Origin of the sequence: Synechococcus sp. PCC 7502 (assembly GCF_000317085.1) — a bacterium.
Taxonomy (GTDB): Bacteria; Cyanobacteriota; Cyanobacteriia; order Pseudanabaenales; family Pseudanabaenaceae; genus PCC-7502.
Genome location: NC_019702.1, coordinates 1,087,151 through 1,100,431, shown reverse-complemented (window position 1 = coordinate 1,100,431; position 13,281 = coordinate 1,087,151). Strand labels below are relative to the sequence as shown.

Here is a 13,281-nt window from a genome sequence, read left to right as displayed (position 1 = left end):
CCTAAAAATCTTACATCCTAAAAAATCTTACATAAAGATCAAGTTAAACAATGTCTCAGCCCCTATCTCGGTCTTCATCTCTAGTTGCCTTGATTCTGGGATTATTTATCGGTGTGTTTAGCCTAGAGATTGCCACTGATCCCAGTTATGTGATGGGTTATTTGTATGTGGCTCCAATCTTGCTGGCAAACTCCCAATTCCGCCGTTCGATCACTTTTCAACTAACAGGACTAGCCGTAATTCTGACTTTGAGTAATATTTGGTTCCCTGGACAATATCCAGTGCAGGGGGCAACGGTGATAAATCGGATAATCACAGTTATTGCTTTAATCGTTACGGGAGTTCTAAGCGATCGCAATCGCCAAGCTCAAATAATTTTAGGAGGACAGCAAGCGCAGCTACAGGCGCAGGAAAGACTGATGTATATGCGAGAAGATTTTGTTTCTACTCTAGTGCACGATCTAAAAACTCCCCTTTTAGGTGCGATCGAAACCCTAACAGCTTTGCAAAATCAACAATTTGGCAGTATTCATACCTCCCAAGTAAAGATACTAGATACGGTAATTCGTAGTCACCAAAATAGCTTGAAGTTAGTTGAGACTTTGCTTGATGTCTATCGTAATGAAGTTGAGGGATTGGTGCTGCACCTTGCGCCTGTGAATTTAGTCAATTTAGTTGAGGATGTAACTAGGGAGTTGATTCATGTTGCGACAAATCGGCGGGTTTATCTATCTATCAACTATGGGGCATCGGATTATCGTAAATCTCTTTGGGTCAATGGTGATCCCTTGCAACTGCGGCGGGTATTTCTGAACTTGTTTACTAATGCAATTAATCATTCACCTCGAGGCACAAAAGTTGAAGTGGTCTTGGAAGCGGAGAGTGCCTACCAAGTGGTTAAAGTGATTGATCATGGTGGTGGAATTAAGCTAGAGGAAATGCCGTATTTATTTCAAAGATTTTATCAAGGGGTTAGCGATCGCCAAGCTAGAGGTTCAGGTTTAGGACTATATTTAGCTCGACAAATTATGGAGGGGCATGGGGGAACAATTTGGGCTGAGAATCATTTACCCCACGGTGCTATATTTGGAGTACGATTGCCAGTGTTAATCCATGATGTGAGTTTGGATTCTGCTAGGTAAAGTAAGTTAGTTGTATTAAGTAGTAAGTGATTAGCGATCGCCTGAAAATTCTCCAAATTTTGTTGGTTGAGGATGATGAACTATTTCGTCTGGGGTTGCAGGTACGTTTACAACAGGAAGTAGGTATAGAAATTACAGACGAGGCTGAGGATGGAGAAACAGCCCTTGATTTGGCAAAACAGCAAGCTTTTGATTTGGTTTTACTAGATATAGGTTTACCGGGGCTAGGCGGAATCGAAACCTGTCGTCAGTTTCAGCAGCAGCATCCTAAATTACCGATTTTAGTATTAACTTCCCACACAGAGCGATCGCTAATTGCCCAATTGGTAGAAGTGGGAGCTAGAGGATATTGTGTTAAGGGGATTGCCACAGAAAAATTAATCTTAGCAATTCGGTCTGTGGCTGCTGGAGCCTCTTGGTGGGATGCTACCGCTACTTTAGAAATTCAATCAATCTTGCAATCTACTTGGCAATCAGATCAACTAGTGCAAAAAACGAATCAAAATGAAGCGATCGCTCTTACACTCCCTCTTACCCAAAGGGAACAAGAGATTTTGGCTTTAATGGTGACGGGTAAAACTAATGCAGAAATTGCCGAAATCCTATTTATTGCCCATGGAACAGTAAGAGTACATGTGCATGGTATTTTGCATAAATTGGGAGTTCATGATCGCAAGCAGGCGATTTCCATTGCTATTCGGCAAAAACTGGTTAGTCCAATAGCCTAAATTCTTTATATAAATTCTTAATAAAATTTTGGGAAGTTGAGTCTTATTAAGTTTATATGCTTGAATATGATTGCATCAGCTAAGCACTCAAAATCTATCTCTACTAATTATGCTCAATAAATTTAGCCAACGATTACTTGCGTTCATATTTGCCTTTACGATTGGTATGTTCCCAGCGATCGCATACGCTCACGTTATTGCGGGTGAAACATCCGGCTTTTTACATGGACTAGAGCATCCAATTGGGGGGCTAGATCATATTTTGGCAATGGTAGCGGTGGGACTGTGGGCGGCACAGTTGGGGGGCGTGGCAACTTGGGCAGTACCCCTAGCTTTTGTCGGTGTCATGACCCTAGGTGGAGTTCTATGCATTTTAGGTGTGCCATTACCTTGGGTTGAACAGGGCATTGTGGCATCGGATCTGATCCTTGGGGGCTTAGTATTGATGGCGACTCGCTTACCTTTGCGCGTCAGTATCGGTATTGTGGGAATATTAGCCTTGTTTCATGGATATGCCCATGGAGCAGAAATGCCCAAAGAGTTATCTGGACTAGAATATGCGGCGGGATTTATCCTAGCAACTACGGGATTACACCTGTTGGGTATGGTTGCAGCACTGACATCTAAAAAATTCTTAAAAGAAAACTTAATTCGCTGGGCGGGCGGTGGCGTAATTTTGGGTGGAATTTATCTATTGATGGGGTCTTTAACTGGCAACTAGTCCTAAATCTAACCCCAAAAATCTAACTAAGAGTGCTTATGCAACGCTGTATTTAGTTATTAAGCTTAATCAACCTTGCTACTTCTTGACTATGGGTTTTAATCAGGGCATGGGTAGCATTTTCAAGGATTTTAATTTCTGCATTGGGTACTCTATCGGCATAAACCTGACAATGCCAGAGTGGAATAGTGTCATCGTTACCCCCAGCTATAACTAGTGTAGGAGCGGTAATTTTATGAATATCATGTTCGAGAGTGTCGATCGCATCTTCAGGACGGAGGCGATCATAGAGAAATGACTTAGCTACGGGTTGAGAAACTAAGGCTTGACGAGCTTCATAAATTACCTGAAATTCTTGCTTTTTCCCCATCAGGCTAGATAGTGGGGCAATTGCTTTTAATCCCCAATCAACTAGAGGGCTTTCCCAAAGTAGAGGTTTTAAGTAATTATAGCGACCGACAAAACTATCATCTCTGATCCCTGCGGGGGCAATTAAAGTTAAGGCGTGGGTTTTATGGGTTAGGGCATAGGCTGCTGCTGTCCAACCACCGTAGGAATGTCCAATTAAGTAGAAACGATCAATGGCGATCGCTGTTAAAAATTCTTGTAAAAACTCCACTTGGTGCCAAATATTATATTTAAGCTGAGGTTTAGCCGAATCTCCAAATCCTAATAAATCAAGGGCAATACAGCGAAATTCACCCTTCAACTCATCCATAATTGGTAGCCATGCAGAACTATTTCCCAAAAAGCCATGTAAAAATACCAATGGCACGCCTTCACCCACATCCAAATAAGCAGCATTAAATTTGGAGAGCTTAACGGTTTTTTTAGGCATCAACTTATTTTTATGACTTATTTTTGTGACTTTAGTTCTTTTTGAATATACTTGCGCCCATTTTGAACTATTTTTGTGATCTCTAGCATTTTTCGCTCTAGGTCTTCAAGGGTGCGATCGCTATACTCTGTAACTTCTTGACGCATATTTTGTAAATAGGCAATCTCTTGCTTACGCGTTTGTTCCTGCTCCTGTTTATATTGCTGGCGAAGTTGATTGATTTCTGCTAATACCTGCGATCGCAATGCCTCGGATTCCATTTGATTATGCTGCCGAATCTGATTGGCTTCGATTTCTGCCTGACGTAATATTTTAGAATCATCAACTAACATTCGGGCTTTTTCTTCTGCTTGTAAGACAATCTGTCTAGCCTGCTGTTCTGCCTCTAGGACAATTTTTTCCTCATAGTCTAAGATGTCTTGAGCTTTAATAATTGCCTCGGGAATTGCCGCTCGTACTCGATCAATTTGATCATAGGCTTTATCCTCATCAACTAGTTTGCGTCCAAATATCGTAAACGTATCAAGCAACATGTCTTCCAAGTCATCCAACTCCTTATGCATTTTTGTAACAAATTCTGTTCTTTTAGGCATATTTTTTTCAGAATTATGAGGGGGAGATTGTGACATGGATTTTTTGATCTCTTGATCCTAAACTTAATCTTAAACGGCTGGGCTTAACTGCAAATTTTACAACTTAAAACCATCATAAATGTAAGTAGTTTCTCCGTAGGCTTATCACTCTGAGAATTGACTTTTGATCCCCTACCTGATAGAAACTTTAAATGGATATTAATCTAGAGGAAATCATATCATCTGAAACAATCCCAGATAGCACCCTAGTTAGTGCTGTAGCTTTGCTCGAAGAAACACTACCCTCCTATCGCCGAGATTTAGCATACACCTTGGCAAATGTTCGCCGAGTTGAGCAGAAATATAAACAAGCCCACGATGAGGTTGTTAAGTATAATCGCGCATTGGAAGTTGCAAAGGTACGAAATAACCCCGATAGTATCCAAATTATCCTAGGAGATCGCCTTCATGTTACCCAAACTCTTAGTAAGCTCAAACAGGAATATGAGAGTTTAACTAATAAAGCACAGACTTTCAAACATAAGATTACCGCCACCGAAGCGCAAATTCAAAAAATTCAAGAAAAAAGAAAAAACTTAAAAAGTAAGATTCAAATCGCCCAAAGACGTAAATATTACTACATGGCTCTGGGAGTAATAGATGCGTCTTTTTTAGTAAATGTCATAGAATATCCCGTTATTCAAGAGGCAATATCCCAGCACTCCCAGCTTGCCGTAGATATCAGAATTAAGTTTAAGCCCATTGAAGTTGCTGCCTATGCCCTCAATCGTTTACCGAGTATGTATGTGACTACCCTAGATGACTATAACCAGCAAATCCGCTTTGTTTCTAATGACATGAAACCGAAAATTAGCGATGCTGTTAAACGTGCCATTCACTCTTTGCGTATGGGTGATCCACTGCATGATTCTACACCCCTGCCCGACGAGTTATTTTGTGAGCCAGCAGGATTACTAGGCTGTCTTTCCTTGGCTTTTAATCGTAAGGATTTGCGCTGGTCTGATATACCTAAAATTTTACTTAAGCTCAAAGAACAGCGATCGCCATCAACGCCCTCAATATCACCACAAACATCATCAGGCTCTATCCACTATATCAGGCAAAGTCAGGCTAGTAATGTGCAGATGTACCTACAACGCTCTAAGCTCCGCCACAGTAACCATGAACAAGAAGAACAATCCAGCAGAAATCCCAGTGTTGAAACCAAATTCCTTGAACTCTATACCCTGCGAGGCAAGCTGAAATTTGTTAATGTGATCGAGAAGTTAGCACTAGCCCAAGCTCTATTTTTAATGATTGATATTTTTGATGAAAGCTCAAACTCTGCACAAATTTTAGCCCATACCCTGAATAAATTACCGCCTTTGTACACCACCAGTGAACGGGGACTTAATCAAATTTGTAAGTATTTTTTTACTAATCAAGCGGAAAGCGTCAATGCCCTAATTTCCAATAGCCATACCCAACTTCAAGGTCAAATTTACAAAAAGAATAACCCTTTATATTTCAAGCAATTCAACCTAGAATATCAGACTGCGATTCTGGAAATAATTAAAATCCTTAATCGTCCCGACCTCAGTCCCGAAAATCTGGTAACGGTGATTCAAGATTTTGTTTCATCGGGTTAATTTTATTTAATTAATTAATTTAAGCGATATGGTCTTGCCAATTTTAGAGTGGAGTTTACGGATATTTGGCTTGTTTTGGATGGTGGGTGGAGTATTCGCATTACGCCAAGCAAGATATGCCAATGTTATAGACGATGCTCTTGAGGCTTTAACCTATACCAAGCAAAATCGCTTAATTAATCGGTTTCTGTTTATTGGTTCTATTCTTACTTTTTGCAGTGGGCTAGGATTATTGATTATGAGTCGTTGGGTTTTACTACCTCAGGGATTACTTATTGGATCGCAATTAATTTATTTTACTATTCAGCAACAGCGACGCAGGCAAGCGCAAACCGAAGAGGAAATGATTGAAGCTCAGGTTAAACCCGCCACGATCAATGCTTTTATTGTTTCTGTAGTTGTAGCGATCGCCTCTGTAGTTAGTTTAATTCTTGGGCTTTTGAGATAAGTAATCCTCATTAACTGAACATTAAAAATTGCATTCTCCAGTACACATAAAGTAGTAAAGTTGTGTATCCTTAGCTGAGTTAAATAAGCTGAGTTAATAGGCAGTGAGTTTTAAATTTAATTGGAGGAAAACCCATGACTGATGAAAATATAGTAGAAGTAAAGGAAGAATCTGGCATTCAAGTTGATGTCAAAAATGAAATTGCTACATTATCAACCTTTAGTCAGCGTCCTGAGGCATCCCAACAAATCGCAGATCAATTTATGGAATTTGTCCGAGCAACATTGGCACAACTAACAATTCTCTGGAAAAAAGCAATTTCCGAAGAGCAACTCGCTACCCTCACCTTAATTGGTATTATCCTGGTGGCGATTCCCCTGCTAACCATTGTGATTGGGGTCATCAATATTATTAATAATATTCCCCTGTTTTCTTCATTGCTAGAACTAATCGGGTTGGTTTACTTTATTTGGTTTACCTACCGCTACTTGCTATTTGCAGATACCCGTCGTGAACTTGCCCTCAAAACTACAACTCTTAAGCAAAGAGTAATTGGCAAATAGTTAAATAATATAATCACTAAATCCTAGGGCTTATTCTTAATGTAGTCCTAGGTATCGCTTTAGAAAATTAGCCCTTAGAGAATTAGCTAAGTATTAAAGAAAATACGCTTAATCAGCCATGAGTAAGTTCTTGCAGTCGCTAGTTAGTTGCAACGCCATTTCGATCAAACAAAAATTTGAGGTGTTTGAGCTATTTGGGTTTGAGACTCGTAATCGTTACCGAATTTACAACGAATATAGTCAAGAAATCGGCTATTGTGCTGAGGCAAAACTTGGGTTTGGGGATGCGATCCTACGGCAATTTTTAGGACATTGGCGCACTTTTGACATAATTGGTACGGATACACTGCAACAGAAAGTATTTAGAGCCCATCATCCATTTCGTTGGTTTTTTAATCGCTTAGATATTTATGGAGCAGGCGATCGCCCTGTGGGAAGTTTGCAGCAGAATTTTGCTTGGTTCAATAAGGAGTTTGATTTTTTAGATACTCAAAATCGTGTCGTTATGACTATGTCTTCCCCGTTTTGGCGGTTTTGGCATTTTCCCGTAACCAAGGCTGGGAGAAATGTCTCACTAATTCAAAAAAAGTGGTCAGGGCTGGGTAAAGAATTATTTACAGACGCTGATAATTTTAAGATAACCTTTATAGATCAATCACTGACTTCTGATCAGAAGTTATTACTTTTAGCTGGAGCTATATTTATTGATATTTTATATTTTGAGACCAAAGCGGGTTCTCAGTATGGATAGCACAAATTTTTTAAGGTAAGCCTCTAAATTCTCCATTAAAAACTATCTATAAACTGTCCATAAAATGATATTTTGGTGATTGGCAGTATTAATAATCACTTTAAAAGCTAGTAGCAAGCATGGTCACTACCGCAGAAAAAACAAATATTGGTTACATTACCAAAGTCATTGGTCCTGTTGTGGATGTGGAATTTCCCAACGGTAAATTGCCTGAGATTTATAACGCTTTGGTGATCTCTGGAAAAAATGAAGCTGGTCAAGATGTACGGGTTACTTGTGAAGTTCAGCAACTACTGGGCGATAACCAAGTTAGAGCCGTAGCAATGAGTACCACCGATGGTGTAGTTCGGGGCATGGAAACAGCAGATACTGGAGCAGCAATCAGTGTTCCCGTGGGTAATGCCGTTCTCGGACGTATTTTTAATGTATTAGGAGAGCCTGTAGATGAGTTGGGGCCTGTGGATACCCAAGAAACTCTTCCTATTCACCGTGATGCACCTTTATTCGTCAATTTAGAAACTAAACCATCTACCTTTGAAACTGGTATTAAGGTTATTGATTTGTTAGCTCCCTATCGGCGTGGTGGCAAGATTGGTCTGTTTGGTGGTGCTGGTGTGGGCAAGACGGTTTTAATTATGGAATTAATTAATAACATTGCTAAAAAGCACTCTGGTGTATCGGTATTTGGTGGGGTAGGTGAACGTACCCGTGAAGGTAATGACCTGTACCAAGAAATGAAAGAATCGGGAGTAATTAACCAAGTTGCTCTGGTTTATGGACAAATGAATGAGCCACCTGGAGCCAGAATGCGCGTGGCTTTGTCAGCTTTGACTATGGCAGAATATTTCCGTGATGTTGCTAAACAGAATGTTTTGTTATTCATTGATAATATTTTCCGTTTTGTTCAAGCTGGCTCTGAAGTATCAGCCCTTTTAGGTCGGATGCCTTCAGCAGTGGGATACCAACCTACCTTGGGTACGGAAATGGGAGACTTGCAAGAGCGGATCACCAGTACCACCGATGGTTCTATTACCTCTGTTCAAGCTGTGTATGTGCCTGCTGATGACTTAACTGACCCTGCCCCTGCAACTACCTTTGCTCACTTGGATGCTACTACCGTTCTATCTCGGAGCTTGGCATCTAAGGGAATTTATCCAGCAGTTGATCCATTAGGTTCTGCTTCGACAATGCTTCAGCCGGGTATTGTCAGTGATGAACATTATGCTGTGGCTCGTGAAGTTCAACAAACTCTGCAACGCTATAAGGAACTACAGGATATTATTGCGATTCTAGGACTAGATGAATTGTCTGAAGATGATCGCACCGTAGTTGCCCGTGCAAGGAAAATGGAGCGTTTTCTATCTCAGCCCTTCTTTGTGGCAGAAGTATTTACTGGCTCACCTGGCAAGTATGTAACCCTAGAAGAAACGATTACTGGCTTTAAGAAAATTCTTTCCGGTGAATTGGATGCTTTACCTGAGCAGGCTTTTTATCTGGTGGGAAATATCGAAGAAGCGATCGCCAAGGCAGAAAAATTAAAGGCTAAGTAATATGACTCTAACTGTAAAGGTTATATCTCCGGGTGAGATTATTTTGGATGCTACGGCGGATGAAGTGATCTTACCTAGCTCTACGGGACAATTAGGAATTTTAACTAACCATGCTCCCCTAACGGCTGTGCTAGATATTGGAGTATTGCGCTTTAAAACCAAGAACCAATGGGAGGCGATCGCTGTAATGGGCGGTGTGGCTGAAGTTGAAGAAAATGAAGTAACTGTATTAGTAAACTCGGCGATCACAGGTAGTAATGTTGATGTTACCAAGGTGCGTCAAGAACTAGAAGCAGCAGAAAAGCACCTAGCCAGTGTTAAAGATGATGATAAGCAGGGCAAAATTCAAGCAGTGCAGGATGTAAAACGTGCGCGTGCTAAGTTGGCAGCCTCGGCTTAAGTAGTTTCAGTCGATTAATTTGATTATAAATAACTGTGAGGGTGGGTTTATGCTCACCTTTTTATTTTTAAAAAAATAGTGATTTGCGGCTGACTATTGAAGTTTTGACTGAAAATAGATGTAGTAATGGTGATAGATATGACTTCTCAGCAAATTAATTGGCTAGAACGGCTGCCTTTGATAGTAAGCCCAAACACAAAACTATCTGATGCGATCGCTCAAGTTAATTCCCAGATCAATTTTCAGAGTAATTCTCAGATCGGTCAAGGTTTTAGCTATATTCTGGTTGCAAATGAAGTCATAGGCATTATCACAGAGAGAGAGATAGTTTCCTTAGTAACAAAGGGGACAATCAACCCAGAACTAACCGTAGGAGATGTATGTAAAACCACTTTACCCTTGATTTCTGAAACAGAACTACTGGCAAATTCCAGCCCCGATCAAGTTTTAACGATCTTGCGTAGTCATCAAGCTCAGTATTTAGGGGTATTGGGTTCAGATCAACAAATTTTGGGCGTAATTACGTTAGAGGATATTTTGCTGCGATCGCCCCTTAGTCTTAATTCCCATAATCCTAGGGAGATTGATCCTAACAATGGATATTTTCAGAAATTAGTAGAAATTAGCCCCTATGCGATTATGATCTATGATTCTGATCTGAGGTTTCACTTTATCAATTCAGCAGGAGTGCAGTTACTAGGGGGGAATTCCTTAGAGGAAATTTTGCAAGAACCCATTTCTAAATTTATTCATCCTTCCCAACATCAGATTTTAGATGATCGAATCAAGAGAAATTTTGATGGAGAATCTTTACCACAGCAGGAGTACAAATTAGTACGGATGGATGGAGCAATCATTGATGTGGAATTGAATTGTGCTTCATTGGGAAAATTGGGGGACAAGTTGCTTGGGATCACGATCGCCACAGATATAACCAATCGCAAAATTACGGAACAAGCTCTAAAAGATAGCGAACAAAGACTAAAATCCTTTACTAGTTATGCTCCTGCCATGATTCATATTAAGGATCGTGAGGGCAAATATCTCTTTGCGAACCTAGAATTTCAATCGGCTTTACAACTGGCTGAAACTGAAGTGATTGGCAGAACCGCATACAATTTTTTTGGCTTAGAACAGGCTGAACACATTACTGATAAGGATCAGAAGATTTTAAAGGAAGCAGTCGTGATCTCGGACGAAGAAGTAATTGATTTATTTGATGGCTCCCATACCTACATTACTACCCGATTTCCACTTATAGACTCCCATAATTTACCCTATGCTGTTGGTACCATCGCCTTTGACATTAGCGATCGCAAAACTACGGAGGCAATATTGCAAGAGAAGCTACGCCAAGAACAATTAATATTTCAGATTAGTAATCGGATTCGGCGTACCCTGAACCTAGAAGATATATTCAGTACCACCGTTGTGGAATTGCGTGAGGTGTTAAGCTGCGATCGGGTAATTATCTATCGGTTTAATCCCGATTGGAGTGGATTATTGGTTGCTGAGTCGGTGGGATCGGGTTGGATTTCCCTAATTGAAGGACAAAGTAACGGCATTGTGATCGAAAATAGTGCTGTAGATAGTGATCGCTGCATTGTCAAACAAATGGAAGAGTTGGATCAAATGAGCAGTGATGTGGTTGATACCTATCTCCAAAATACCCAAGGTGGTGGCTATCGTTCTGGTACCCATCTTTGCATTAATGATATTTATAAAGCGGGATTTTCTACCTGCTATGTGGAGCTTTTAGAAACTATCCAAGCAAGGGCATACCTAATCGTACCAATTTTTCAAGGACAACAACTCTGGGGACTGTTGGCTGCCTATCAAAATTCTGCACCTAGGACATGGAAGGAGAATGAAGTAGCGATCGCCATTCAAATTGGGAGTCAGTTGGGAATTTCCGTTAAAAATGCCGAGTTATTTAGCCAAGTGCAAAAACAAGCATTGGAACTAAAAGTCGCCAAGGAAGCGGCAGAGGCAGCAAACCAAGCAAAGAGCGAATTTTTAGCAATGATGAGTCACGAAATTCGTACCCCTATGAATGCGGTGATCGGTATGACTGGATTACTTTTAGATACTCAGTTAAATAATGAACAAAGAAACTTCGTAGAAACTATCCGTATGGGCGGAGATGCCTTACTTAACGTGATCAATGATATTTTAGATTTCTCTAAAATTGAAGCAAATCGCATGGAATTGGAGATTGAGCCGTTTTCGATCCAGGCATGTGTTGAAGAAATCCTAGACCTATTTGCTCCTAAAATCACCGAGAAAAAGATTGAACTAGCAGCTTTAATTGATCCCAAACTCCCATCGGTTATTAATGGAGATGCAGGGCGACTGCGCCAAATTTTAATTAACCTAGTCAGTAATGGCATTAAATTCACGGAAAAAGGTGAAGTCACAATTGTTGTTACTTATATCGAAAATTCCGCCGTAGACTGTTTAGTCCAATTTAAAATTAAAGATACAGGCATTGGCATTAAGGATGAGCAGATAGGAAGACTATTTCAGCCCTTTGCCCAAGCAGATAGCTCTATTACCAGACGATACGGCGGCACGGGTTTAGGCTTAGTCATCAGTAAGCGACTGTGTGAAATGATGGGTGGTACCTTGACAGTTAATTCGCAAATTGGCGTTGGTTCTACTTTTAGCTTTACGATTCCAGTTGCCTGCGGTCATGATCTCCCAGAAACTATACTTGAAGATGACCTCAAGGGCAAACGCATATTAATAGTTGATGATAATGCCACCAATCGCCATATCCTGACCATTCAGCTACAGGGTTGGGGGATGCTTGTCCAAAGTGCTGGCTTAGGGAGAGAGGCACTGGATATTTTAGAAATTGATCCTAATTTTGATTTGGCGATCCTTGACTTAAAAATGCCTGAAATCAATGGAGCAGAATTGGCAATCGCTCTTCAGGAAAAGGGGCATACATTTCCGATTATCCTTCTAACTTCCTTGGATTACCATCGTAAAATTGAAGCTGCTGCCGCTACTCTCAGCAAACCGGTTAAGAGTTCCCAACTGCTCAAAACTCTACTGCGGATTTTTTCCCTGCATGGTTCTGAGGTGACCGAAATATCTCACCCACAGGTTTCTGGATTGACTAAACCTCTGCAAATTCTCTTGGTAGAAGATAATGCCATTAATCAAAAAGTAGCTGTGGCAATGCTAGAAAGATTTGGTTATAACCCTGCGATCGCTGGCAATGGCAAAGAAGCTATAGTCATGACCGAGCAGCAGAGATTTGATCTGATTTTTATGGATATTCACATGCCCGAAATGGACGGATTAACAGCCACCCGCATTATTCGTAGTCAGGATTTACAAAATATAAAAAATGGCAGAGGAAATCGCCCTCGGATTGTTGCCATGACTGCTAATGTTTTCCAAGAGGCGATCGCTGAATGCTTTGAAGCAGGAATGGATGACTACATCAGTAAGCCCGTATTAACAGAAGAACTAGCTAAAGTAATTGAACGTTGCCAGCCATCAACCACTGGGGTGAACTCCAAACGGGTGATTAATCCTAATGTCATCAAGTCACTTTTAGAATATTTATCCGTTGAAAGTCTGGCTAAAATTATTGATGAATATATAACCACCACCCCCGAACTAATTCAAACATTAGAAAGCCAATTACAACAGCAGGATTTCGATAAACTGTATTTTTCCGCCCATAACTTAAAATCTACTAGTGGTAGTTTAGGCGCTGTCAGTATGGCTGAATTAGCAAGAACTATTGAAAAACAGGCAAAGCTGGCGAATACCCGTCAATTAGGAAATTTAATTGCTGAGCTTGACCATGAGTATGAGCAAGTCAAAGAAGGTTTTAGAGCAGAATTGGCGGCACTCAAATCTCAGACTCAGTCCTTAAACTAATTAGAGCTAAAAAGGATAT

General features: G+C 40.5%; 12 protein-coding genes. 10 read left to right on the top strand and 2 right to left on the bottom strand.

What is annotated here, in order from left to right:
• Positions 1-50: 50 nt before the first annotated feature.
• From SYN7502_RS05325 to SYN7502_RS05315, 3 genes are all read left to right on the top strand, one after another.
• Entirely contained in the window at positions 51-1,142 is a 1,092-nt protein-coding gene (locus SYN7502_RS05325) for a sensor histidine kinase (protein ID WP_015167854.1), read from the top strand.
• A 26-nt stretch (positions 1,143-1,168) separates the two neighbouring features.
• Entirely contained in the window at positions 1,169-1,870 is a 702-nt protein-coding gene (locus SYN7502_RS05320) for a response regulator transcription factor (RefSeq protein ID WP_015167853.1), read from the top strand.
• 109 nt (positions 1,871-1,979) lie between these two features.
• The gene (locus SYN7502_RS05315) at positions 1,980-2,591 is read left to right on the top strand and encodes a HupE/UreJ family protein (protein WP_015167852.1); all 612 of its coding nucleotides are present in this window, start codon (positions 1,980-1,982) and stop codon (positions 2,589-2,591) included.
• A gap of 52 nt (positions 2,592-2,643) precedes the next feature.
• On the opposite strand, the gene SYN7502_RS05310 is transcribed toward SYN7502_RS05315, so the two are convergent.
• Positions 2,644-3,429: an alpha/beta fold hydrolase gene (locus tag SYN7502_RS05310; protein ID WP_015167851.1), complete on the bottom strand. Its 786-nt coding sequence runs from the start codon at positions 3,427-3,429 to the stop codon at positions 2,644-2,646.
• 17 nt (positions 3,430-3,446) lie between these two features.
• Positions 3,447-4,058 carry a hypothetical protein gene (locus SYN7502_RS05305; RefSeq protein ID WP_015167850.1) on the bottom strand — a complete coding sequence of 204 codons (612 nt, stop codon included), beginning with the start codon at positions 4,056-4,058 and terminating at the stop codon, positions 3,447-3,449.
• Positions 4,059-4,213: 155 nt separating this feature from the next.
• Here SYN7502_RS05305 and SYN7502_RS05300 point away from each other — a divergent pair, with 155 nt between their 5' ends.
• The 7 genes from SYN7502_RS05300 (at position 4,214) to SYN7502_RS18145 (ending at position 13,262) form a co-directional block, all read left to right on the top strand.
• A complete protein-coding gene (locus tag SYN7502_RS05300; RefSeq protein ID WP_015167849.1) occupies positions 4,214-5,650 on the top strand; it encodes a late competence development ComFB family protein in 1,437 nt (478 codons plus the stop codon).
• 28 nt (positions 5,651-5,678) lie between these two features.
• Positions 5,679-6,098 (top strand): hypothetical protein, encoded by a 420-nt coding sequence (locus SYN7502_RS05295; RefSeq protein WP_015167848.1) that lies wholly within the window; start codon positions 5,679-5,681, stop codon positions 6,096-6,098.
• A 134-nt stretch (positions 6,099-6,232) separates the two neighbouring features.
• Complete coding sequence (locus SYN7502_RS18150) at positions 6,233-6,661, top strand: CAAD domain-containing protein (RefSeq protein ID WP_015167847.1); 429 nt, start codon at positions 6,233-6,235, stop codon at positions 6,659-6,661.
• 118 nt (positions 6,662-6,779) lie between these two features.
• Entirely contained in the window at positions 6,780-7,412 is a 633-nt protein-coding gene (locus SYN7502_RS05285) for a scramblase (RefSeq protein ID WP_015167846.1), read from the top strand.
• Positions 7,413-7,531: 119 nt separating this feature from the next.
• Positions 7,532-8,962, top strand: a complete 1,431-nt coding sequence (atpD, locus tag SYN7502_RS05280; RefSeq protein WP_015167845.1) for a F0F1 ATP synthase subunit beta — start codon at positions 7,532-7,534, stop codon at positions 8,960-8,962.
• Position 8,963: 1 nt separating this feature from the next.
• Positions 8,964-9,362, top strand: a complete 399-nt coding sequence (gene atpC, locus SYN7502_RS05275) for an ATP synthase F1 subunit epsilon (protein WP_015167844.1) — start codon at positions 8,964-8,966, stop codon at positions 9,360-9,362.
• A gap of 138 nt (positions 9,363-9,500) precedes the next feature.
• Positions 9,501-13,262 carry a response regulator gene (locus SYN7502_RS18145; protein WP_168130314.1) on the top strand — a complete coding sequence of 1,254 codons (3,762 nt, stop codon included), beginning with the start codon at positions 9,501-9,503 and terminating at the stop codon, positions 13,260-13,262.
• Positions 13,263-13,281: the final 19 nt, after the last annotated feature.

Bases quoted from the DNA above. Each gene is read 5' to 3' on its own strand.
- atpD (WP_015167845.1), top strand. From the start codon at position 7,532: ATGGTCACTACCGCAGAAAAAACAAATATTGGTTACATTACCAAAGTC.
- SYN7502_RS05315 (WP_015167852.1), top strand. From the start codon at position 1,980: ATGCTCAATAAATTTAGCCAACGATTACTTGCGTTCATATTTGCCTTT.
- SYN7502_RS05310 (WP_015167851.1), bottom strand. From the start codon at position 3,429: ATGCCTAAAAAAACCGTTAAGCTCTCCAAATTTAATGCTGCTTATTTG.
- SYN7502_RS05300 (WP_015167849.1), top strand. From the start codon at position 4,214: ATGGATATTAATCTAGAGGAAATCATATCATCTGAAACAATCCCAGAT.
- SYN7502_RS05285 (WP_015167846.1), top strand. From the start codon at position 6,780: ATGAGTAAGTTCTTGCAGTCGCTAGTTAGTTGCAACGCCATTTCGATC.
- SYN7502_RS05305 (WP_015167850.1), bottom strand. From the start codon at position 4,058: ATGTCACAATCTCCCCCTCATAATTCTGAAAAAAATATGCCTAAAAGA.
- SYN7502_RS18150 (WP_015167847.1), top strand. From the start codon at position 6,233: ATGACTGATGAAAATATAGTAGAAGTAAAGGAAGAATCTGGCATTCAA.
- SYN7502_RS05295 (WP_015167848.1), top strand. From the start codon at position 5,679: ATGGTCTTGCCAATTTTAGAGTGGAGTTTACGGATATTTGGCTTGTTT.
- SYN7502_RS05325 (WP_015167854.1), top strand. From the start codon at position 51: ATGTCTCAGCCCCTATCTCGGTCTTCATCTCTAGTTGCCTTGATTCTG.
- atpC (WP_015167844.1), top strand. From the start codon at position 8,964: ATGACTCTAACTGTAAAGGTTATATCTCCGGGTGAGATTATTTTGGAT.
- SYN7502_RS18145 (WP_168130314.1), top strand. From the start codon at position 9,501: ATGACTTCTCAGCAAATTAATTGGCTAGAACGGCTGCCTTTGATAGTA.